This is a genomic window from Solibacillus sp. FSL R5-0449 (assembly GCF_037975215.1).
Classification (GTDB): domain Bacteria; phylum Bacillota; class Bacilli; order Bacillales_A; family Planococcaceae; genus Solibacillus.
This window is the reverse complement of the sequence record NZ_CP150239.1, coordinates 1,936,733-1,956,407: the sequence shown is the minus strand read 5'-3', so window position 1 is coordinate 1,956,407 and position 19,675 is coordinate 1,936,733. Positions and strand designations below refer to the sequence as shown.

Below are 19,675 nucleotides of genomic sequence, written 5' to 3'. Positions count from 1 at the left end.
AGAGGACTATCTTAATGAATTCTAATACGAACCATAAAATTAATCAAGTTTCTGAAAATACACTCGTAATCGGCATTGACATTGCGAAGCACAAACATTTTGCCTGTGCTATTGATGATCGAGGCCGAGTGCTCCAAAAATCATTTCCTATTGCGCAGTCACGCATTGGATTTGAAAGCTTTTATGAGCGACTGCTTACGTTAAAAGATACCCATGAAAAACAGGAAATTCTAGTTGGTTTTGAGCCAACAGGACACTACTGGATGAACTTGGCGGCCTTTCTGACAAGCTACGGAATTCCATTCGTAATGGTCAACCCGATGCACGTCAATCGTTCCAAGGAGTTGGATGACAACCTTCAAACGAAGAATGACCAAAAAGACGCACTTGTCATCGCTCGCCTTATGCGCGACGGTCGCTTCAGCTATCCTCGATTTCTCGAAGGAATCGAAGCCGAGTTACGAAATGGTGCGACATTACGAACGAAAATCCAAGAAGATTTAAATGCCCTACAAAATCGCTTGATTCGTTGGTTAGATCGCTTCTTCCCGGAGTTTACACAAGTATTTAAAAGCTTCGGGAAAATGGCGTATGCGGTGCTCGAAATGACACCACTACCATCGGATATCAAAGGGAAAGCACCCGAAGAGCTACTATTCTTATACCGCCAGGTAGAAGGGATGAAAAGTCCCCAGCTACCAAAGGCAAAGCAATTAGTCGAGGTTTCGCAGAATTCAATCGGACTGACAGAAGGTTTAGTGATGGCCAAACTTGAAATCGCCACACTCCTTTCTCAAATGAAATTAATGCAAGCTCAGCTCGACGAATTAACGGCTCAATTAATCGAGCTTGCGAAACAAATGACGGATTATGAGTATTTGGCATCGGTACCGGGAATCGGGGACGTCACAATTGTCGATTTACTGTCAGAGGTTGGTTCTCTCACACAATATGCGCATCCACGCCAATTAATCAAACTAGCGGGACTCACATTGCGTGAAAACTCTTCTGGTCAGCAAAAGGGACAAAAACGGATTTCCAAACGAGGAAGACGCAAACTTCGCGCCCTCCTATTCCGAGTGATGATGCCGGTCATCTTGCATAATCCAGCCTTTAAGCAACTTCATGAATATTACACAACACGTACTAAAAACCCACTCCGCAAGAAGCAATCCATCGTTCTGCTTTGTGGGAAGTTACTAAAAGTTTTACATGCCTTGTGCAAAAAGAAAACCATGTTTAACGAACATCAAATGATAACCGATTTCGCCAGTCTTCAAACGGCTGCCTAAGCGTCACCACCGGAAGTCAAGACAAGAGGATGACACGGAGAAGCCGGCATTATTTATCCCATTCGACCGTTGAGTCATAGTCAAATGAGTCCCCTGAGGAGCATCGCCAGCCTCTGCCTTATGAATAGACCGAACGAAGGAATGTACGCGCACCAGACGCCTAGAGATATGGGAGGGTCCGTCATCATAAGCAACGCAGAGATCCAAAAGTGCATCGATATATCGCACAGGATCAGGAGAATTATTACCAGTTAATGGTTTCTCCTTTAGCGAAGCTTACAGTCAATATGTAAGAAAAATCAAGAATTACAAAATAACGATAGATGTACGAGTCGAAAAAAATATTTTTTGACGCTGAAAAATGGCGCAAGCCATTGATACATCAACATTTATAGAGGGAGGATTGGCAAAAACCTTCTCAGCAAAAATTATTTAATAGCTTAATTCAAATGATATTAAACAGCGCTGACTATAAACTGCTATAAAATGATTACATTAAGATACGTAATCAATCTTCTATTAATACACCACCTCTTCATTCGCATCCAATACGATTCTTATTGTAAAAACAATAAAAAACGTTTGACACGAATGTTATGTGTATGTTATTATTAAAAATTTGTTAAAAATCCATATACGTGTTAAGGTTAAGAAGGTTACCTTATGGTTGCCAAATATGGAGGTGGATTATTTGTTTCAAATTGGTGAAAACATTATTTATCCAATGCAAGGAGCAGGTATCATTAAAGCCGTAGTAGAAAAGGAAATATCAGGTGAAAAACAACAGTGTTATGTCATAAAAATGTCAACCGGTAATATGCTAATCACGATTCCGAAGGACAAAATATTGAATTCAAGTATACGACCTGTTACTGATATAATGGATTTGAAAAACATCATTCACATTTTTCAGCATGGAGAATCCGATAATTTATTGTCGTGGAGACAAAGGTATAAAGTGAACTCGGACAAAGTAAAAACGGGTAAAATATTGGAATGTGCTGAAGTTGTACGTGATTTAATGCGTATGAAAGAAGAAAAAACACTAAATACAAGTGAAAGAGAAATGTTAAATAGCGCACATCATTTTTTGATAATTGAACTCGGATTAATAAAAGGGATTACTGAAAATCAAATTAAAAGTTTCTGCTAAGATAACTGAAGACTTTCAAAAGGGTACGATTCTTAAAAAGAGTTGTGCCTTTTTCAATTGATTGATTTCGTGAAGAGAATCATTGAATACTCGAAACAAAACCGCTTAAAGCCGATAATTTTTAACATACTACATATAAGATTAAAAATTAAAGGTGTGGATGGATTGAAAAGAGCAGTGTTTTTAGATCGGGACGGCGTAATTAACGAAGTGCTGACGAAGCGGGTGAAATTTGTAAATGAACCGAAACAATTTTACTTTTTGCCTGGAGCAGAAGAAGCGATTAAAAATTTAAATGACTGTTTTGATTATGTGTTTGTCGTGACGAACCAAGGCGGAATCGGATTAGGTTATATGAAGGAAAAGCAGTTACAGAGAGTTCATGACTATATGGTGGCCGAGTTGAAGAAAAAGGGTGCAACGATTCATGAGGTTGCCTATTGTCCGCATAAACCAAAGGCCGGGTGTGAATGCAGAAAACCTAACAGCAAAATGATTTTGGATTTAGGTGAAAAATACAACATTGATCTGGAAAAATCCTATATGGTCGGTGACACGGATACGGATATTCAGGCAGGGAAGAAAGCCGGGACAAAAGCTGTCTTTATTGGTGAAAGTGATCCATTGGCAGATGCAGTGTTTCCCAATTTACAGGAAGCAGCACAATGGATTATTCATGATGCAAATAATGATTAGAAATAACCCGCAGAGGAAACCTTTGCGGGTTATTTTTAATGTCGTTTCTCTTTGTTGCAGCTGCCCTGCTACCCATTAATCATAAGTCTGAACATAAAATCCATTTTCCTCAGACCATTCCGCATAATAAATCTTCGTGATATCCTCGTAGCCTTCCTCTTTTAATTGCTGAATGATCCAGCGCTTGTCTTTTCCGATTTGTGCCAAAACTCTTTCTTCAATTCGCCCTTCATCGACAAGCAGATGAGTGAGCACACCACCGGAATCTTCCCCGGATGAATCCTTTTTCAATATGCTGATTTGCCCACCAGGTTCCAAAAGAGCATATTTTACTTCCCTAACCGAAAAAACACCTTGCATCCGCAGCAACGAACGCAGCTGTTCGGATTCCATTTTGTTTTTCTCTAATTCTTTAATATCCAACTTCCCATTATTTACAAGAAAAGACGGCTCTCCTTTAATGATCGGGCGCAGTTTTTCGAATTTCCTGACAAGAAAATCGGTTAACAGGTACAGCGCAGTCCATAGTCCAATCGTATAGAGCACATCCCAAATCTTCACTTTCTCATCGTATACTCCTTCTTCCAGTGTTCCACCGAGAATCACGATAAACACAAAATCGAATGGGGTGACTTCAGTAAGCTCTTTTTTTCCGATAAAGCGGATCACAACCATGAGTGCGATAAACCCGGCAATGATTTTAATCGTAATTGCTGTAATCATGTATTTCACTCTCCTATTATCCTTTGAATACCCTGAAGCCTGTCAATGTAAGCTGGTCTTAAATCACTAGCGTTTCCTGTTTTAAAGGGATTGAAGGAGTATGAATGAGTTGAATCGAAATGATTAGTAGAGGTTTAAAAGCAAGCTTTGCAACAAAAATAACAACTCGGGAGCGATGAGGAGGGAAAGAAATGCGAAGATACCCTGACTGTCCTGTTATTACAAAATCAATTGTTGTTGGAGGGCTGTCGAAAGCCGATCTTATTCAAAAACTGCAACAATCGTCTATTTCATTGAACCAATATGGTGAGAGATTATTATATGATGATCGGTTTACCACTACCGAAACAGCATATAGCGTGGAAATTGTTGAACTATCCGTTAGGGACCTTGGCTTTCCGAATGGCGCAACATTACCTGAAATCTTTAGACAAGCGAACGAACTGGGCTTGCAGTTATGTCCGCCTGAGTTGGGACCATACCTACGACTGGAATATGTAGACCAAGATGAGGGGAATTCAGGGGATCTTTCACAAAAAAATGAGGCACCTTCAGGATCTGTCACCATTGCATCAGAATTAATAAGTAATGAAGAAAGTTTTCCGAAAGGATTTTATGTCCGGAAAGTTGACGGCATATTATGGCTGCGCGGATATGTAGCTGACAACTTGCATGTGTGGAATCCCGATAACCGGTTTGTCTTCAAATCAGACAAGCTAAAATAGGAAACGATATTAGTGAAGTTTTTGGTGGAGCTTACCCAATGTCATGGAAATGGTTTACGTTCCTTTGAAGTCTCCTGGAATGTGAACCTTTGTAGGTGTTTTTGTGTTCAGTAACGAATAACTATATTGAGGTGGTCCAATTGCTGAAGGAAAAATCAGAAATAGTAGTGCATCATCAAAACGTCATAACTTTTATACATAGTTTGAAATCAGTTGATGAAAATCGATTAAGAAAACCGATCGGGGAAGGGAAGTGGTCCATTATAGAAATAGTCGGTCACTTTTACCCTTGGGATGAATTTGTGTTACAGCAAAGAATTCCCTATATATTTTCAGGTGAACACTTACCGGAAGCTCCGGGTATCGCGGAGCTAAATGACCAATCTTCTTTACAAGCCAGAACAGAAGCTGTAGAAAATACATTGGAAAAATGTATTCACGTAAGGCAAGACTTATTAAGTCTGCTAAAGCAAATTCCTGAAGATGACTGGCTGATCCCAATACAGATTAACCAATCAACGTTAACGTTTTACGAATACTTAAAAGGCTTAATGGAACATGATATCCATCATTTAAATCAAATGAAATCTACTATCTAAAACAGATTATAATGCTAGTTAAATAAATTTATATTACATTATTTCATGGTATTCACATTGGAGGCACTGTTGATGTTGAAATTGATAATTGCTTTATTAGCATTGATCGGTGGTTCGGCCGTTGCGATACAAAGTCAAATCAATGCCTTATTCAGTAAAAAAGTAGGTGTATTGGAAAGTGCCACCGTCTCGTTCATGGTAGGGGCCCTTGCCTTATTCTTTTTAGCTTTCTTTTTCGGTAAAGGGAATTTTTTAAATGTATTTACTGTTCCAAAATGGCAGTTAATCGGAGGATTATTGGGCGCATTCTTTATTGTCATCAATATCTATTCTGTTAATTTAATCGGAGTAGCTGCAACGTTTATGGCGGTTATCATTGGTCAGATTTTTGTCGGCGCGATTATTGATCATTTTGGCCTTTTTGGAGGGGTTATCTATCCGATGAATATGACGAAACTCATTGCCCTTGCGTTAATGTTTGCCGGGATTTATTTGTTTAATAAAGCTTAAATGGAAATTTTCTGTATAGTATATGAAACTTATTTGGTTTCCCTTCGTAGGTATATTTATGGAGGGAAATGAATGAAGAAAATATGGTGGATAATTATTAATGGGGTTTGGCTTGTCTTGTTTAGTGGCTTAGCTATATTTATTTATTTTAGAGAAGTAGATGCTGCAGGTGTAGTCCAAACATCTGAGCTTAGATGGCTTTCCTTGGCATTGTTAGGTGTAGTGTTTATTTTCATTACCATCGTCCAACTTATATTTTTATTTTTTTTAAAGAAACGAAAAAGTTAATAGCTTATAATATTTAAGGCGCTTTCCGTAATAAGGGAAGCGTTTTTTTAGTGTGCCCGGCATGCACAACAGCCTGGTGGTGAAAGTCCACTACAGGCTTGGCAGTAGGAACTGTTAGCGAAAGACAAGGGTGTCCATGGTGACGTGGAATCTGAAGGAAGTCGGACGCAAACTCTCGAACTGACGAACAGAAATCAGATAAAAGGCTGACTTGGGACGGATGAGCTTGCTAAACAAAGCGAAGTCCAATACTGCCCAAATCCCATACAGTAAATCTGGCAGTTACATGAGAGGAAGGCGGTTGTGCTTACCCGGGGAGGTCTCTTAAGGGTTATTCAATTAACAATTTGTTTAGTGATAAATGGATGAATCAAGAGAAGTCAGCAGAAGCCATAGTAGTCTTCGACCGAAGATGAAGGGCCGAACAATCTTTTAAATCTTGAAAGAAACAAGGAGGTGGAGACATCCCGCCAAAACACAGAAAACATCAAGGTATAGACCGAATAGATGGCTACTTATAGAGGGATAAGCTGGAAGCGAAAGAGTATATAAGAGCGTGTAGGGATGTAAACATGGAAATGAAGAAACAAGAAAGTATCAATTTAATTGACAGAATTGCGTCCCATAGAAACCTATGGAATGCATATAAGAAAGTAAAAGGAAATGGAGGAGCACCTGGAATCGACGGTATCACGGTTGATGGACTGAAGGCGCATTTAATAAAATATGAGGAACCATTGAAAAGGAAATTAAAAGATGGTTCCTACCAACCTCAACCAGTGAAACGAGTAGCTATCCCAAAAGCGAATGGCTCCAAACGATATCTAGGTATACCATGTGTATTGGACAGAGTTGTTCAACAAGCCATTCTACAAGTCATCCAACCAATAATTGATCCACACTTTTCAGACAAAAGTTTTGGCTTTCGAAAAGGTCGAAACCAACACCAGGCAATTGCCCTCGCTAAGAAATATTACGAGGAAGGTTATCGAACAGTGGTGGACTGTGACTTGAAAAGTTACTTCGATACGATTCATCACCAGCGACTACGAGCTTATTTGGAAGAATTCATAACAGATAAAATAGTACTTAAGCTAATATGGAAATTCTTACGCTCAGGCATATTGGACAAGGACATCCTCATTGAAACGACAGAAGGTACACCCCAAGGGGGTCCACTCTCTCCAATTCTAGCAAACGTGTATTTAAACAAGCTAGATAGAGAGTTAGAAAAACGAGGACACCGATTCATTCGCTATGCGGATGATTTTGTGATTTATGTAAAGTCACCAAGAGCAGGTGAACGCGTCATGACCAGTGTCAAGAATTTTATCGAAGATGAACTGGGTCTCACAATCAATGAGCAGAAAAGTAAAGTATGTGGCGCAACAGCAGCTACATTCTTAGGGTTTCATCTACAAAATCTGTCGGGAAAGTAGGATACCGACCAATCAAGTCCGCCAAGAAACGACTAAAAGATAAGCTAAGAATACTGACGAGTCGTAAACGAACAGGGACATTTCGTGAGATTGTGAAAAGAATCAATCAAACAACGGTTGGTTGGATAAATTACTATGGTATCGCTAACATGAAAACTTTTATCAGAGAAATACAAGCATGGCTAAATCATCGCTTACGTCAATTAATATGGAAACGGTGGAAACTACTACGAACAAAATATGCGAAATTACGCCAATACGGAATCCAACATGATGAAGCCATGAAAACGGCACATTCAAGAAAAGGATACTGGCGAATATCACGAAGTGAGGTTCTACACCAAGCCATTCCAAATAAAAGGCTCGTAAAGTGGGGACTGAAAGACCTGTCCCAACTTTACGAGCGAAGATACTCAAAAGATTGAACCGCCGTATACGGAACCGTACGTACGGTGGTGTGAGAGGTCGGCTAGCCAATTAATGGCTAGCCTCCTACTCGATTGAATAATGCCAATGATGAGAAAAATAATTTTAAAATTTTAAAGCCAAATGTTCTTCTCGGATGTCTAATAAATGTAAAACGAAAATGAAGGGAGGAATTGCGATGAATATGAAGCGCTTAGTAAAAAAAGCTCAAAAAGGAAATGACAAAGCATACTTAGAGCTTTTCCAACAATATGAAGCAGATATTTATCGAATGGCCTATGTCTATGTAAAAAATAAAAATGATGCTTTAGATGTTGTTCAAGAAGTAGCGTATCAGTCATTCAAAAATATTCGCACTTTGAATAAACCGGAATATTTCAAGACATGGCTTATGAAAATTACAATCAATTGTGCCTTGAACGTAATTAATAAAAATAAAAAAGTAGTGCCACTCATACCTCAGTTTGAAGTACATACGGAAGAAGGAGTTGAAGATATTGCCATGTCTTTATCGTTACGGGAACTAATGGATATTTTGCAGGAAGATGAGAAAAGCGTGATTTTACTGAAGTATTATAATGACCGTACGTTAAAGGAAATTTCGGATATTCTGGACATCCCGCTCGGAACAGCCAAATCGATTTTGTACCGTGCTCTGAATAAGCTTCGCCAAAATTTAAAGGAGGTAGAGAACTATGGGGAATCATTTTAAAGAGGATATAGATAAAATTGAAATCCCGTTCCAGCTTCATGAAAGAAGCAAAAAAGGCATAAAGGAAGCCAAATCGGAAATGGGCGGAACGGTGAAACGTTTTGTGAAAAAACGAATTGCAATTACGATCATGGCTGCCTGCTTAATGGTTCCAACTGGAGCATTTGCGTATCAGTCTTTACTTGCAGATGATCTATACGGATCGTTTGATAATGTGAAAAAACATATAGCAAATATTACAATGAAAAGTTATTTACTATTTGATGCAAAATTGTCCCAGGCAAAAGGTGACCTCGGAAAAGAACAATTCGAACAGTTTAAAGAAATACTCCATGTCATTACAGATGCAAAACTTGAATTTGGCGATAAAAACGGAAATATCGATTATTCTAAGGTGTCTGAAGAAAAACTGAAGGAAGTTAAAGCGGCCATTTATGAAATCCAACCGTACTTTGATAAGTTAAATAATCAGCCATCGAGTAAAGAAATTTTAACACCTGAAGAATATGGGCAATATATTCAGGCGTTATTAACCTTTGAAACAGTTATGGCACAATTAGGTGTTTCTTCACCACCAAAAGTAGAGATGGTTCCTGCAGATGCACAAGAAGAATTTTTAAAGGCTCGTGCCGTATTGGATTACGTGAATGAAAAACAAATGGGGAATTAATGGAGACAATCAGCTTGGGCTATTCAAGCTGATTTTTTTATGAATGTAATATCACCTGGGAAATTTATGCTAAAATTTAGTTAGATTTAGGAATGAAAACTTATTAAAAACAGGTGAATAGAGGGAGCATTTATATGGAAATTCTATTAGTCGGAACATGTCACCTTAGCGATACTTCAGACTTGAACACTTTATCGGTAAAGGATAAAAGGAAATATAATGATCGCGATTTTGAAAAGTTGGCCATTGATCTTGCGAAGTTCCAAGCGGATCAAGTGTTTGTCGAATATCCATTTCATTTACAAGAATATCTGAATTCAGTTTACCGCTCGGCAGAAGTAGAAGAAGTAAATGAAGATTTCAAAGAAAATGAGATTTATCAAATTGGATTCCGGTTAGCGAAAAAGCTTGGACATGATGCCATTTATGCTGTGGATTGGAACGAGCAGCCGGAAGAATCGATCGATCTGGGTCTCGTAGCAGAAGGGCAATCGAAAACAGAGTTCGAGGAAATAATGAACCGTGTACAATTTGTGCTCGAAAAGCTCTCTACTATCATTCAGCAAGGGGATATCATCGAACTGTACAAATATATTAATACACAACAATACAATGTAAATGATCATCAAGTCTATGTGGATTTAATGCAGCTCGACGATAAAATTGCATTTGAGTGGGTGACGAAATACTGGTATTACCGGAATTTAAAAATCGTCCGTAATATAAAAAAATCCACTCTTCCTGAAACAAAACGAGCTGTTATTTTATATGGAAGCGCACATAACTATCTACTTAAACAACTGCTGGAAGAGGACGAATCCATAAAAGTCATTCCGTACGGGCATTGGTCGGAATAAGGGGGGCGAGCTGTATAAATTGGGAAAACGAGTTGAGGTACTCAACAGAAAATTAGAAGTAATTGGCCAGATAAAGGGGTTAGGAACAACATGATTACATTAAGAAATGTGCAAAAGACAGATTTAGAAGAGCTGATCGTCATTGAAAATGAAGGCTTTACAAAAGAAGAGGCGGCTACAAGGGAAGCCTTTGTGGAGAGAATCCAGCTGATTGCGGATACGTTTATAGTTGCTGAAAAAGACGGAGAGATTGTTGGTTATATTAATGGTCCAGTAATTCCTCAAATCTACATAACGGATGATCTTTTTGAAGAGATTAATGAAAATCCTAAAAAAGGCGGCTATCAGAGTATTTTAGGTGTAGCTGTCTCTAAAAAAGCAAGAAAACAAGGCATCGCTCGAATACTATTTGATAAAATGGAGCAGCTCGTAATTGAAAATGAACGTCAAGGAATCACGTTAACATGCAAACAGGAATTAGTTCCTTTTTATGAAAAACTCGGATTTATGAATCACGGCATTTCCGATTCACAGCACGGTGGCGTCAGCTGGTATAACATGGTCAAGCTGCAATAGAATATGGATTAATGATAAGGGGGGATTTCGTTGTTTTGGAAATCCTCTTTTTAGGTAGATTAATCTACAGTTGTTTTATATTGCAAAAGTAAGTTAAGTGCAAAGGGGAATTAAATATGAAAATTCACAAAATCGATCATGTAGGGATCATAGTAAATAACCTTGCAGAAGTTAAAGAGTTTTTCAACGACTTTGGGCTGGAAGTGCTTGGTGAAGGGGAAGTGGATGGGAAATGGGCAGAGCGTATCACCGGGCTTGCTGAAGTGAAAGCAACGATTGTCCTATTGGGAATGTCGGATGGCCAAGCCAATTTAGAGTTGGTCAAGTTTCATACAGACTTAGAGCTGTCGAATATTCAGCAATCACCAAAAACCCATATCGCTTTTGCCGTTGAAGATATTGAAACGGTCGTTGCTAAGTTGAAAAAGAAAGGCGCGGAAATAATTAGTGAAATCCAAAATTACAATAATGTTTATAAACTATGCTTTGTTCAAGGACCTGAAGGCATAATTTTAGAGTTAGCGGAGAAAATGCGATAAACTTTAATTGGAAGTTTTTGATCTAATAATTTATTCATAGTAACCTTGGTGGGAGGAATACAATTGGCAACTAATACAGCTTTTCAAAGAGAAATTAAAAGTTTTTGGTATCCAGAGTACAACAAAAATGGATATCCACATCTCCAGCAAGGATTCATTCTACACCCCAACCGTAACGCCGAATTCGATCCATTTATTTTAATGGCAGAAGATTGGTATAAACGTGGCGTATTCTCTGATCACCCGCACCGTGGATTTCAAACGGTAACCTATGTTGTCGATGGCAGACTTGAGCATATTGATAATGCCGGCGGATACAGCATTTTAAATGCCGGGGATGTTCAATATATGAATGCTGGCTGGGCAGCTCGACATGCGGAAGAAGCATTTGATGATGACTTGATTCATACATTACAGCTCTGGCTGAACCTGCCGAAAAGTTTAAAACATACAGAAACGTCTTATCAAAATATTTATGTTGAAGATGCTCCTGTAGTTAATATCGATGGGGGATTCGTTCGAGTTTATTCAGGGGATATTGCCGGGGTAACAGGACCTATGCAAAGTTTAGTACCGATTACGATGACCGAAATTACGCTTCGTGAAGGTGCTGAGTACACGCATGTCTTACCTGAAAATCATAATTCATTCTTGTTTATGTTGGCAGGTGAAATGGAGTTTGGGGAAAGTATGACCAAAATCTCCAAAACAGGAGCGGCTACAATCTCTTATAACGAAGCTGGTTCTGAAGACAATTCAAGCGAACTAAAGATTAAAGCAACTACACGTTCTAAAGTTTTAATTTATTCAGGTGTACCGATTAGAGAAGAAATCGCTCTAGGCGGACCGTTCGTGATGAATACTAAAGAAGAAATCAGAGAAGCATTCCGTGATTTACAGCTAGGGAAATTTGGACCGCCAGCTGTAAGAAAATAAAACTGATAAATTCCCGTTATTACAATGAACCAGATGGAACTGAGCCATCTGGTTTTTTGTTTTCACCAAATTCGACGCTTAAATTATGGTAAAATTTATAATATAAGGAGAGGATTACATGGATTTATTATCGTTTGCTTTTTTAGGATTCTTACTTTACATCGTTGTCTTTTTGGCGGTAAAGCATGGGATTAATTATTCTGAACTTGGAATTTTAATAAAAGAGAAATATAAGATTGAAGAAGAAAAATCAAATATAAGTAATGATATTGTAAAAGAGTTGGAAAAGGAAAGTGATAAACAAAATTAACCGAGAAGTAAAGGGGGATAGCTGTGGAGATTAGAAGGTTGGAAAAACCCGAAAAAGTGCCAATGGAATTATTACTACTCGCGGACCCTTCTAAAAGTATCGTGGAAGATTATTTGGCAAAGGGAGAATGTTTTGTAGCTGAAAGTAATGAGCAAATCATTGGTGTCTATGTCCTGTTGCCGACAAGACCAAAAACTGTGGAAATAGTCAATGTAGCAGTAGCTGAAGAACATCAGGGAAAAGGGATCGGGAAATTATTAATCGATGATGCCATTCGTGTAGCCAAAACAAAGGGCTATAAGACGATAGAAATTGGTACGGGAAATTCAAGTATTGGGCAATTGGCGTTATATCAAAAATGCGGTTTTCGGATTGTTTCAGTTGATCATAACTATTTCATTAAGCATTACTCAGAAGAAATTTACGAGAATGGCATCCAGTGTATCGATATGATTCGGTTATCAAAAGAGTTATAGGGAGGGACAGTATGAAAAAAACCATATTTTTATTCGTTGTGTTTTCCGTCCTGTTCATATTGACTGCATGCAGTTTTCGAGCAGAGCCTACTACTTCAATTGAAGCCATAATTTCACCATTGACCGAGGATGAATTTGAGCGAGTTGGAACACATGAATTAGAAAATCCACATATTGATGATTTCAGAAAATTTATATTAAACGTAGAAGTGAATAATGTAGCTGGCCAGAAAGTTCATTTTGCATTTAGCGATAGCTGGAAAGAAGCGCTTGATTCATTGGATGCTACAGACCGATATTGGTTTGGCGGCGGTGGTGAACAAAATAATGAGAGTGAGAATTTCGCAAAGCATACTCAGGAATTTTCCTTTTATTCTAAAGGATTAAATGAAGGATTAATCAGAGAGGCATTGAATACGATTATTTTTGAAGTAAGGATTGACAACGGTGGGGAAATCGTGACAGAAGAATATAAAGTTGGAGATTTAGTGGAGTTTGAATAAGTCATGGCTTAAACCATTAATTAATAGATTGGAGACATCTTGATGAAAATATACGATCTAGCTAGTCCATTTCTGAATCACTATGAACCTTCCAAAGAGTACTACGAAAATTATTTTAATCAACACCCTCAAATCTATAGCTATTACTTTGATCATCATTGTAAAAATAAGGAATTGAAACTTGAAAACGCATTAAAAGCTCATCCAAATAAAATTGAACAAATGTCCTGGATTACCGAGAAATTAAAATCGCTAACTCCTCAAATTACAAAGGAGTACGAAAAGCGGTATCCGATAAAATTTACTAAGGATGTTTATATTTTTGTCGGTTTAGGTGGTTCGAATGCTTATACTTATCGTTCAATGGATCCTCATATTGCTTTTTGTGTTGAAAAATTTGAGCAAAATGAGACAGGTCTAAAAGTAATAATTGCACATGAATTTGGCCATGCAGTCCATCACCTTTTTACTACACATAACGGGATAGATGCAAAAGATATACAATGGCGTAACCCATTCACATGGCTACTGCAAGAGGGCGTAGCAACATACTTATCAACTTTAGTAGTATCAGCAGATCAGGATATTTATTTTGCATATCAACAAGATCCAGAATGGCTGACTTTTTGTGAAGAAAATACAAAAACCTTTATCAATGTTTTTCAGCAAGATTTAGCTCAATGTACTTCAGCTGAAATATTTAAAGAATGGTTCTCGATTAACGGGGGTCAAACATTTGGCTATAGCCGGCTTGGTTATTATATTGCTTATCTTTTAGTAAAGCATTTAGTAGATGAGGAAGGTATTGAGAACGCTATGCTTTATTGGGGACATTCAGATTTTGAAGCGAGAATGAAATCGTTGTTACGCACTTTTTAAATTATAGAAACCCACTAAACATTTAAGGATGGTGATAATTATGAGATGGAGAAAGTCTTTAATCACAATGCTTATGTTTATAGCAATGTATTTTTCGGCTTCCCAATTTCTTGTTCGAGAAGATTTAATATCTAAGTTTTTTGCAGGCCTGTACTTTTTCTTTTCAATGGTTATTGGAATTGTACTACTATTGGAAAGCTCTAAGAAGATTAAACAAAAATAGTAGTCACACAATGTATTCATATATTGGGGGAGTAGCATGATTATAATTAATTCAGTTGTTTTTTGGCTTATTATCTCACTAGCCATTAATACGTATTTAATGACTATGCCCATGCCGGTTATAAGAAAAAAGGATTTTCCGGCTACTTACATGATTCAGCACGAGAATCGAATCGACTTCCAAAAAGGGACGGAATGCGCGGCATTTTCAACGGCGTACCTATTGCGTCACTTTGGCAAGGATGCTGAAGGGGAAGTATTATATCAGCATTTCCCTAACAAAACAAAAACAGGCAATGTATACCCGAAAGGAATACGGGCGGTATTAAAAAATAAGGGATTTAAGACCCATTATTATAAAGGGAATATAAATTCATTGAAATACGAAGTCAGCAAAGGGACACCGGTCATTGTTTTTATTAAAGTGAAGAAGGATCTCAAAAATCTGCATTTCGTCCCGGTAGTCGGATATGACAAAGAGTTTATTTACCTTTCAGAGTCACTCGGTCATTTAGTAAATGATGAAGGCGAACTGAAAAACTATAATCGAAAAGTTCCGATTGAAGAATTTAAAAAACTTTGGGATGTAAAAAGAATCCATATGCTTCCTTACAGCAATACATATATAGCAGTAGAGGGAAAATAATTTGAAACAAAAAAACGAGCTGGAATCAATGCATCCAGCTCGTTTTTATTTTAACGTCGTAGTTTAAATTTACGCATGCGGTCGACTAAGAAGCCGCCTTTGAATGATTTTGGCTCATATGAAATGATAAAGGCTTTAGGTTCAATTGACTCAACAAGCGAGAATAATTCTTTTTCTCGGTTTCGTTTCGCCAGAATCTCATATTTATAACGTTCACTGTCACGACCTTCACTGACAGATGTCGTGATGGCAAAGCCGCTGTTTCTTAACGTGTCGATCAGTTCCTGGTTTTTCTGCTGCGTATTGATTGTAACAGAGACATAACCAATAGCCAGTTTATTTTCAATCATTGTTCCGACCGGTATCCCGATACTAAATCCGAGTGCATACACAACCATCGCTATAAAGTTCTGATCACCACTAAAAATGATAGAAAGTGCGAATACGTTAATAAGAACTTCTAAAAACCCGAAAATTGAGGCTAGAAGTCTCATATCTTTGACTAAGAAAATTGTTCGTAGGGTCATTAACGGCACGTATACGAGCTGTATGACTAGGATTAGGATTATTTCCTGCATGAAATCCCCTCTTTCATTTGAAAATTTACTTTACTTTTTTACTTCTACCCTAATATGAAATTTATATTCTTATTAATTATTTGAGCAAATGCTATAAAATGAGGGGGAAATGCATTGCAGTTGCTATATTGATACTTCCTAATCATCATTAGGCCATTAGGTTAAACGGTGATTTTTGATTAATCTTAGTAGGTAAAGTTAGGCAATATGCCCATCAATTAGTATTAATAAAATGATATTTTATGCACTAAGACTAATAAAAAACTGCTATGATGATAGAGTCCGAGATTATTATTTGAATATTTAAGGAGTTATGAATTTGGCGAAATCAATCAAAGCAGTACTATCACTATTAATTTTTCTACTAGTTTTTAATTGCAGCTCATTAAGCACGAGTGCAAAAAGCGTAAACCTTCTCCCGTTTGAAGACGAAAAGTCTGGAAGAAACAGTAACGCCTATTTATCTACACAAGAATATCCTTCAACTAAAATGAAGGAAGACTTTATTAATGAAATTTCTACATATGCAATGAAAGCAAATGAACAATGGGGAATTCCTGCTAGTGCAATTATTGGAATGGCAGCTCTGGAAAGCGGCTATGGAACAACAAGAATAGCAGTGAATGCGAATAATCTTTTCGGAGTAAAGGTTTGGGGGTATAACCCGAAGAATGCCTGGCAGTTGAAAGGACAACCTGATGAAGATTATGAACCGGTACCTGTGCTGAAGGATTTCGGAGAAGACCGTAAAATTTATGATGAAAGCAAAAGAAGGGATAACTGGTATCGCGCTTTTAGTTCCTATAAAGAAGCGGTTGAATATTTGGCAGGGAACTTACTGTTAAATGATCGCTATCGTTTCGCCAAAACTAACTACGAAGAACGGATGAAAAAGGGATGGGATTATGAGCGGGCTTCCAAAGAATATTTGTTTGACATTGCCAATGCCGGCTATATCCATTTAGGCGGGGAATACTATCGAAATAAAGTAGGGGCCATCATGGATGAACGGAATTTATATCAATTTGATGATAGAAAGTTAAAGGACATAGGTGGACATTGGGCCGAACAACAGATTTTATTCTTAACTGAAAAAGGTTGGATTTCCGGCTATCCTGATGGTACATATAAACCGAATCAATCGATAACAAGAGCTCAGGCTGCCGCTATTATTAGTAACTTTTTAGCGCTGACTACAACAAATAAAGACATCTCTTTCACTGATGTGGAAAATAGTTTTTGGGCAGCAGACTCTATACGTTTAGTGGCACAGAATAAAATAATTAATGGTATTGGTGATGGACGTTTTTCACCGAATACATATTTAACAAGGGCACAAATGGCTCAAATTTTCTATAATGCCGGTTTTTATAGCCAACCTGCTAACAAAGGTGTAAATTCATTTAAAGATGTAGACTATAACTTTTGGGCATCTCTTGCGATAGAAACGATGAAACAAGAAGGCATTATGGCGGGCTATACGGCTAGCCGATTTGGTCCAAACAATCCGACAACAAGAGCACATATGGCAGCCATGATCTATCGGATACATGAAAAGGGTTTGAATAAATAATACGGCAAATAAAAGAAGCACACAATTGTGCTTCTTTTTGTCTATCTAGGAACCTTTATGAAATCTGTTACCATACCGATGAAATATTCGAGGATTCGAACATCATCAGTGAGTTCTGGATGGAAAGAGCAGCCTAAAAATTGGCCGTCTCTGGCTAGTACGATTCGTTTTTCATATGTAGCAAGTATTTCGACATGTTTACCGACTGAGACAATATGCGGTGCACGAATAAAAACTGCTGTTATTTCATTACCGATTGATGGAATTGATAGCGGTGCTTCAAAGCTATCTACCTGTCGTCCGAAAGAATTTCTTTCCACTTCTACATCCATTAAACCGAGGTGAGGAGTATTGGAATCCTTAATCTTTCTGGCCAGCAGTATAAGACCGGCACAGGTCCCGAACATTGGTACACCTTGCTGTGCCAGTGACTTAATAGGGTCTAACAAATCATTTCGTTCTAACATTTTACCCATTGTCGTACTTTCTCCACCGGGTAAAATTAGACCGTCAATACCAAGTAAGTCACCGCATGTTTTAACTGCAACAGCCTCATGACCAAGAAGTTCAATTTGCTGAATATGCTCTTTTACCGCACCTTGTAATGCAAGTACTCCAATTTTCGCCATTTTACCAGCCACGCTCCTGCATCCGTTCATTAACACTCAATGAGGCTATTTCAATTCCTTTCATCGGTGTGCCAAGTTCCTTCGAGATTTCTGCAATCAGTTTGTAGTCCGTATAATGTGTAGTTGCTTCCACGATGGCACGTGCAAATTTTTCTGGGTTCTCTGATTTAAATATACCGGAACCAACAAATACACCATCTGCACCAAGTTCCATCATTAACGCGGCATCTGCAGGTGTTGCCACGCCACCAGCTGCAAAATTTACAACAGGTAAACGTCCTAAACGCTTAATTTCCAATAATAATTCAAATGGGGCACCTAAAATTTTTGCCTCGGTCATTAATTCGTCCACATTCATTCCGACAACGCGACGAACTTGGGCGTTAACTTTTCGAAGGTGGCGTACTGCTTCCACAATGTTGCCTGTACCTGGTTCACCTTTCGTACGAAGCATCGAAGCTCCTTCACCAATACGTCGAGCTGCTTCGCCTAAGTCACGGCAACCACAAACAAACGGCACTGTATAATCACTCTTAAGTAAATGGAATTCTTCATCAGCAGGAGTTAAAACTTCACTTTCATCGATATAATCCACACCCATTGACTCCAATACACGTGCTTCTACAATGTGACCAATTCGTGCTTTTGCCATGACCGGAATCGTAACGGCATTCATTACTTCCTCAACAATTCGTGGATCCGCCATACGGGCAACACCGCCAGCTTTTCGAATATCTGAAGGCACACGTTCCAATGCCATTACTGCTACTGCACCTGCTGCTTCCGCAATTTTTGCTTGTTCTGCATTAATGACGTCCATAATTACGCCGCCCTTTTGCATTTCTGCCATTCCTCGTTTTACTCGATTCGTTCCAACTTGTACCATGTAAATAACCTCCATTCCTGTAATGACTCTTAGTATAATGAAAATTGACCATATTAAAATAGTCAATTTATTGTGAATCTTTAGGGTCAGTGGGTAGATACCTAAAGCCATGGGCATAAAACAGTCTGATAATTCTGTTATAATAGTGATTGCAAAGGCTTTCTAATTACAGGTTAAGGAGGTTACAAATTTGATAAATAATATAGATTTGAAACATTTACATCGTTGTGTGGAATTAGCAAGAATAGCACTTGAAAAAGGTGACGAGCCATTTGGATCAGTACTTGTTTCCGCTGAGGGAGAAGTGTTGTTTGAAGATCATAATCATGTAGCAGGCGGTGACCATACACAGCATCCCGAGTTTGCAATAGCGCGTTGGGCAGCAAATAATATGGAACCTGAAGAAAGACGCAGAGCGACAGTATATACTTCAGGGGAACATTGCCCGATGTGCGCCGCTGCTCACGGTTGGGTTGGTTTAGGGCGAATTGTTTATGCAAGTTCATCTGAACAATTGGCAAAATGGCTAGAAGAATTTGGACAAGCACCTTCACGTGTACGCAATCTGTCCATTCAAGAAGTTATTAATGATGCAATAGTAGATGGTCCTGTTCCTGAACTAGCAGAGATAGTCCACCAGCTTCATCGTCAGCATCACGAAATGAAATGATGAATAAAATATAAAATGATTTTGTGGCAAGCAAGCGCGATTCTGTAAATAGAATAAGCGCTTGTTTTTATTTTGTGATGATTAAAGAAGGTACTTATTGAGGACTTGCAAATTAAATATATGTAAAGTAAACTTTACTTTAAGTAAAACTCGCTTTACATA

At 38.2% G+C, this 19,675-nt stretch carries 26 protein-coding genes; 22 read left to right on the top strand and 4 right to left on the bottom strand.

What is annotated here, in order from left to right:
* The first annotated feature begins 14 nt into the window (after nt 1-14).
* From MKY27_RS09650 to MKY27_RS09640, 3 genes are all read left to right on the top strand, one after another.
* Nucleotides 15-1,292 carry an IS110 family transposase gene (locus MKY27_RS09650; protein WP_339194687.1) on the top strand — a complete coding sequence of 426 codons (1,278 nt, stop codon included), beginning with the start codon at nt 15-17 and terminating at the stop codon, nt 1,290-1,292.
* A gap of 676 nt (nt 1,293-1,968) precedes the next feature.
* On the top strand, nt 1,969-2,445 hold the full coding sequence (locus MKY27_RS09645; RefSeq protein WP_339194684.1) for a CarD family transcriptional regulator: 477 nt from the start codon (nt 1,969-1,971) through the stop codon (nt 2,443-2,445).
* 165 nt (nt 2,446-2,610) lie between these two features.
* Nucleotides 2,611-3,141, top strand: a complete 531-nt coding sequence (locus MKY27_RS09640; protein ID WP_339171465.1) for an HAD family hydrolase — start codon at nt 2,611-2,613, stop codon at nt 3,139-3,141.
* A 75-nt stretch (nt 3,142-3,216) separates the two neighbouring features.
* On the opposite strand, the gene MKY27_RS09635 is transcribed toward MKY27_RS09640, so the two are convergent.
* Nucleotides 3,217-3,864: a DUF421 domain-containing protein gene (locus tag MKY27_RS09635; protein ID WP_339171463.1), complete on the bottom strand. Its 648-nt coding sequence runs from the start codon at nt 3,862-3,864 to the stop codon at nt 3,217-3,219.
* Between the two features lie 191 nt (nt 3,865-4,055).
* Here MKY27_RS09635 and MKY27_RS09630 point away from each other — a divergent pair, with 191 nt between their 5' ends.
* From MKY27_RS09630 to MKY27_RS09550, 17 genes are all read left to right on the top strand, one after another.
* Nucleotides 4,056-4,589 (top strand): helicase, encoded by a 534-nt coding sequence (locus tag MKY27_RS09630; protein ID WP_339194682.1) that lies wholly within the window; start codon nt 4,056-4,058, stop codon nt 4,587-4,589.
* Between the two features lie 140 nt (nt 4,590-4,729).
* The gene (locus MKY27_RS09625; protein WP_339171457.1) at nt 4,730-5,188 is read left to right on the top strand and encodes a DinB family protein; all 459 of its coding nucleotides are present in this window, start codon (nt 4,730-4,732) and stop codon (nt 5,186-5,188) included.
* Between the two features lie 72 nt (nt 5,189-5,260).
* Nucleotides 5,261-5,698, top strand: coding sequence for a DMT family transporter (locus MKY27_RS09620; RefSeq protein WP_339171454.1), 438 nt, complete (start codon nt 5,261-5,263; stop codon nt 5,696-5,698).
* A gap of 72 nt (nt 5,699-5,770) precedes the next feature.
* On the top strand, nt 5,771-5,986 hold the full coding sequence (locus tag MKY27_RS09615; RefSeq protein WP_339171452.1) for a DUF3923 family protein: 216 nt from the start codon (nt 5,771-5,773) through the stop codon (nt 5,984-5,986).
* A gap of 578 nt (nt 5,987-6,564) precedes the next feature.
* Nucleotides 6,565-7,425 (top strand): group II intron reverse transcriptase/maturase, encoded by an 861-nt coding sequence (ltrA, locus tag MKY27_RS09610; protein ID WP_339194679.1) that lies wholly within the window; start codon nt 6,565-6,567, stop codon nt 7,423-7,425.
* Nucleotides 7,365-7,850, top strand: a complete 486-nt coding sequence (locus MKY27_RS09605) for a group II intron maturase-specific domain-containing protein (protein ID WP_339194676.1) — start codon at nt 7,365-7,367, stop codon at nt 7,848-7,850. Before ltrA ends, MKY27_RS09605 begins: the two co-directional genes overlap by 61 nt.
* Nucleotides 7,851-8,029: 179 nt before the next feature.
* Nucleotides 8,030-8,563 (top strand): sigma-70 family RNA polymerase sigma factor, encoded by a 534-nt coding sequence (locus tag MKY27_RS09600; RefSeq protein ID WP_339194673.1) that lies wholly within the window; start codon nt 8,030-8,032, stop codon nt 8,561-8,563.
* The gene (locus tag MKY27_RS09595) at nt 8,547-9,233 is read left to right on the top strand and encodes a DUF3600 domain-containing protein (RefSeq protein ID WP_339194670.1); all 687 of its coding nucleotides are present in this window, start codon (nt 8,547-8,549) and stop codon (nt 9,231-9,233) included. The genes MKY27_RS09600 and MKY27_RS09595 overlap by 17 nt, the downstream gene beginning before the upstream one ends.
* A 134-nt stretch (nt 9,234-9,367) precedes the next feature.
* The gene (locus MKY27_RS09590; protein WP_339171445.1) at nt 9,368-10,090 is read left to right on the top strand and encodes a DUF5694 domain-containing protein; all 723 of its coding nucleotides are present in this window, start codon (nt 9,368-9,370) and stop codon (nt 10,088-10,090) included.
* Between the two features lie 90 nt (nt 10,091-10,180).
* The gene (locus MKY27_RS09585; RefSeq protein WP_339194668.1) at nt 10,181-10,666 is read left to right on the top strand and encodes a GNAT family N-acetyltransferase; all 486 of its coding nucleotides are present in this window, start codon (nt 10,181-10,183) and stop codon (nt 10,664-10,666) included.
* A 116-nt stretch (nt 10,667-10,782) separates the two neighbouring features.
* Nucleotides 10,783-11,205 carry a VOC family protein gene (locus MKY27_RS09580; protein WP_339194665.1) on the top strand — a complete coding sequence of 141 codons (423 nt, stop codon included), beginning with the start codon at nt 10,783-10,785 and terminating at the stop codon, nt 11,203-11,205.
* Nucleotides 11,206-11,268: 63 nt separating this feature from the next.
* On the top strand, nt 11,269-12,141 hold the full coding sequence (locus MKY27_RS09575; protein WP_339194663.1) for a pirin-like C-terminal cupin domain-containing protein: 873 nt from the start codon (nt 11,269-11,271) through the stop codon (nt 12,139-12,141).
* Between the two features lie 118 nt (nt 12,142-12,259).
* Nucleotides 12,260-12,451 carry a hypothetical protein gene (locus tag MKY27_RS09570; protein ID WP_339194660.1) on the top strand — a complete coding sequence of 64 codons (192 nt, stop codon included), beginning with the start codon at nt 12,260-12,262 and terminating at the stop codon, nt 12,449-12,451.
* A gap of 23 nt (nt 12,452-12,474) precedes the next feature.
* Nucleotides 12,475-12,927, top strand: coding sequence for a GNAT family N-acetyltransferase (locus tag MKY27_RS09565; RefSeq protein ID WP_339194657.1), 453 nt, complete (start codon nt 12,475-12,477; stop codon nt 12,925-12,927).
* 11 nt (nt 12,928-12,938) lie between these two features.
* On the top strand, nt 12,939-13,430 hold the full coding sequence (locus MKY27_RS09560; RefSeq protein ID WP_339194655.1) for a fructose-bisphosphate aldolase: 492 nt from the start codon (nt 12,939-12,941) through the stop codon (nt 13,428-13,430).
* Between the two features lie 42 nt (nt 13,431-13,472).
* Entirely contained in the window at nt 13,473-14,309 is an 837-nt protein-coding gene (locus MKY27_RS09555; RefSeq protein ID WP_339194653.1) for a hypothetical protein, read from the top strand.
* A gap of 259 nt (nt 14,310-14,568) precedes the next feature.
* Nucleotides 14,569-15,177: a cysteine peptidase family C39 domain-containing protein gene (locus MKY27_RS09550; protein ID WP_339194650.1), complete on the top strand. Its 609-nt coding sequence runs from the start codon at nt 14,569-14,571 to the stop codon at nt 15,175-15,177.
* A gap of 50 nt (nt 15,178-15,227) precedes the next feature.
* On the opposite strand, the gene MKY27_RS09545 is transcribed toward MKY27_RS09550, so the two are convergent.
* A complete protein-coding gene (locus MKY27_RS09545; RefSeq protein ID WP_339171416.1) occupies nt 15,228-15,755 on the bottom strand; it encodes a DUF2179 domain-containing protein in 528 nt (175 codons plus the stop codon).
* A gap of 319 nt (nt 15,756-16,074) precedes the next feature.
* Here MKY27_RS09545 and MKY27_RS09540 point away from each other — a divergent pair, with 319 nt between their 5' ends.
* On the top strand, nt 16,075-17,328 hold the full coding sequence (locus MKY27_RS09540; protein ID WP_339194647.1) for an S-layer homology domain-containing protein: 1,254 nt from the start codon (nt 16,075-16,077) through the stop codon (nt 17,326-17,328).
* Nucleotides 17,329-17,369: 41 nt separating this feature from the next.
* Here MKY27_RS09540 and pdxT read toward each other — a convergent pair whose 3' ends face one another.
* Entirely contained in the window at nt 17,370-17,957 is a 588-nt protein-coding gene (gene pdxT / locus MKY27_RS09535) for a pyridoxal 5'-phosphate synthase glutaminase subunit PdxT (protein ID WP_339194645.1), read from the bottom strand.
* A gap of 1 nt (nt 17,958) precedes the next feature.
* Nucleotides 17,959-18,843 (bottom strand): pyridoxal 5'-phosphate synthase lyase subunit PdxS, encoded by an 885-nt coding sequence (pdxS, locus tag MKY27_RS09530; protein ID WP_339194642.1) that lies wholly within the window; start codon nt 18,841-18,843, stop codon nt 17,959-17,961.
* 190 nt (nt 18,844-19,033) lie between these two features.
* Here pdxS and MKY27_RS09525 point away from each other — a divergent pair, with 190 nt between their 5' ends.
* Nucleotides 19,034-19,513: a nucleoside deaminase gene (locus MKY27_RS09525; protein WP_339171409.1), complete on the top strand. Its 480-nt coding sequence runs from the start codon at nt 19,034-19,036 to the stop codon at nt 19,511-19,513.
* Nucleotides 19,514-19,675 lie beyond the last annotated feature (162 nt).

Excerpts from the sequence above, each read along its gene's own strand:
- pdxS (WP_339194642.1), bottom strand. The coding sequence starts at position 18,843 with ATGGTACAAGTTGGAACGAATCGAGTAAAACGAGGAATGGCAGAAATG.
- MKY27_RS09555 (WP_339194653.1), top strand. The coding sequence starts at position 13,473 with ATGAAAATATACGATCTAGCTAGTCCATTTCTGAATCACTATGAACCT.
- MKY27_RS09545 (WP_339171416.1), bottom strand. The coding sequence starts at position 15,755 with ATGCAGGAAATAATCCTAATCCTAGTCATACAGCTCGTATACGTGCCG.
- MKY27_RS09650 (WP_339194687.1), top strand. The coding sequence starts at position 15 with ATGAATTCTAATACGAACCATAAAATTAATCAAGTTTCTGAAAATACA.
- MKY27_RS09615 (WP_339171452.1), top strand. The coding sequence starts at position 5,771 with ATGAAGAAAATATGGTGGATAATTATTAATGGGGTTTGGCTTGTCTTG.
- MKY27_RS09580 (WP_339194665.1), top strand. The coding sequence starts at position 10,783 with ATGAAAATTCACAAAATCGATCATGTAGGGATCATAGTAAATAACCTT.
- MKY27_RS09630 (WP_339194682.1), top strand. The coding sequence starts at position 4,056 with ATGCGAAGATACCCTGACTGTCCTGTTATTACAAAATCAATTGTTGTT.
- MKY27_RS09590 (WP_339171445.1), top strand. The coding sequence starts at position 9,368 with ATGGAAATTCTATTAGTCGGAACATGTCACCTTAGCGATACTTCAGAC.
- MKY27_RS09635 (WP_339171463.1), bottom strand. The coding sequence starts at position 3,864 with ATGATTACAGCAATTACGATTAAAATCATTGCCGGGTTTATCGCACTC.
- MKY27_RS09550 (WP_339194650.1), top strand. The coding sequence starts at position 14,569 with ATGATTATAATTAATTCAGTTGTTTTTTGGCTTATTATCTCACTAGCC.
- MKY27_RS09595 (WP_339194670.1), top strand. The coding sequence starts at position 8,547 with ATGGGGAATCATTTTAAAGAGGATATAGATAAAATTGAAATCCCGTTC.
- MKY27_RS09570 (WP_339194660.1), top strand. The coding sequence starts at position 12,260 with ATGGATTTATTATCGTTTGCTTTTTTAGGATTCTTACTTTACATCGTT.
- MKY27_RS09585 (WP_339194668.1), top strand. The coding sequence starts at position 10,181 with ATGATTACATTAAGAAATGTGCAAAAGACAGATTTAGAAGAGCTGATC.
- MKY27_RS09620 (WP_339171454.1), top strand. The coding sequence starts at position 5,261 with ATGTTGAAATTGATAATTGCTTTATTAGCATTGATCGGTGGTTCGGCC.
- MKY27_RS09605 (WP_339194676.1), top strand. The coding sequence starts at position 7,365 with ATGTGGCGCAACAGCAGCTACATTCTTAGGGTTTCATCTACAAAATCT.
- MKY27_RS09645 (WP_339194684.1), top strand. The coding sequence starts at position 1,969 with ATGGAGGTGGATTATTTGTTTCAAATTGGTGAAAACATTATTTATCCA.
- ltrA (WP_339194679.1), top strand. The coding sequence starts at position 6,565 with ATGAAGAAACAAGAAAGTATCAATTTAATTGACAGAATTGCGTCCCAT.
- MKY27_RS09560 (WP_339194655.1), top strand. The coding sequence starts at position 12,939 with ATGAAAAAAACCATATTTTTATTCGTTGTGTTTTCCGTCCTGTTCATA.
- pdxT (WP_339194645.1), bottom strand. The coding sequence starts at position 17,957 with ATGGCGAAAATTGGAGTACTTGCATTACAAGGTGCGGTAAAAGAGCAT.
- MKY27_RS09600 (WP_339194673.1), top strand. The coding sequence starts at position 8,030 with ATGAATATGAAGCGCTTAGTAAAAAAAGCTCAAAAAGGAAATGACAAA.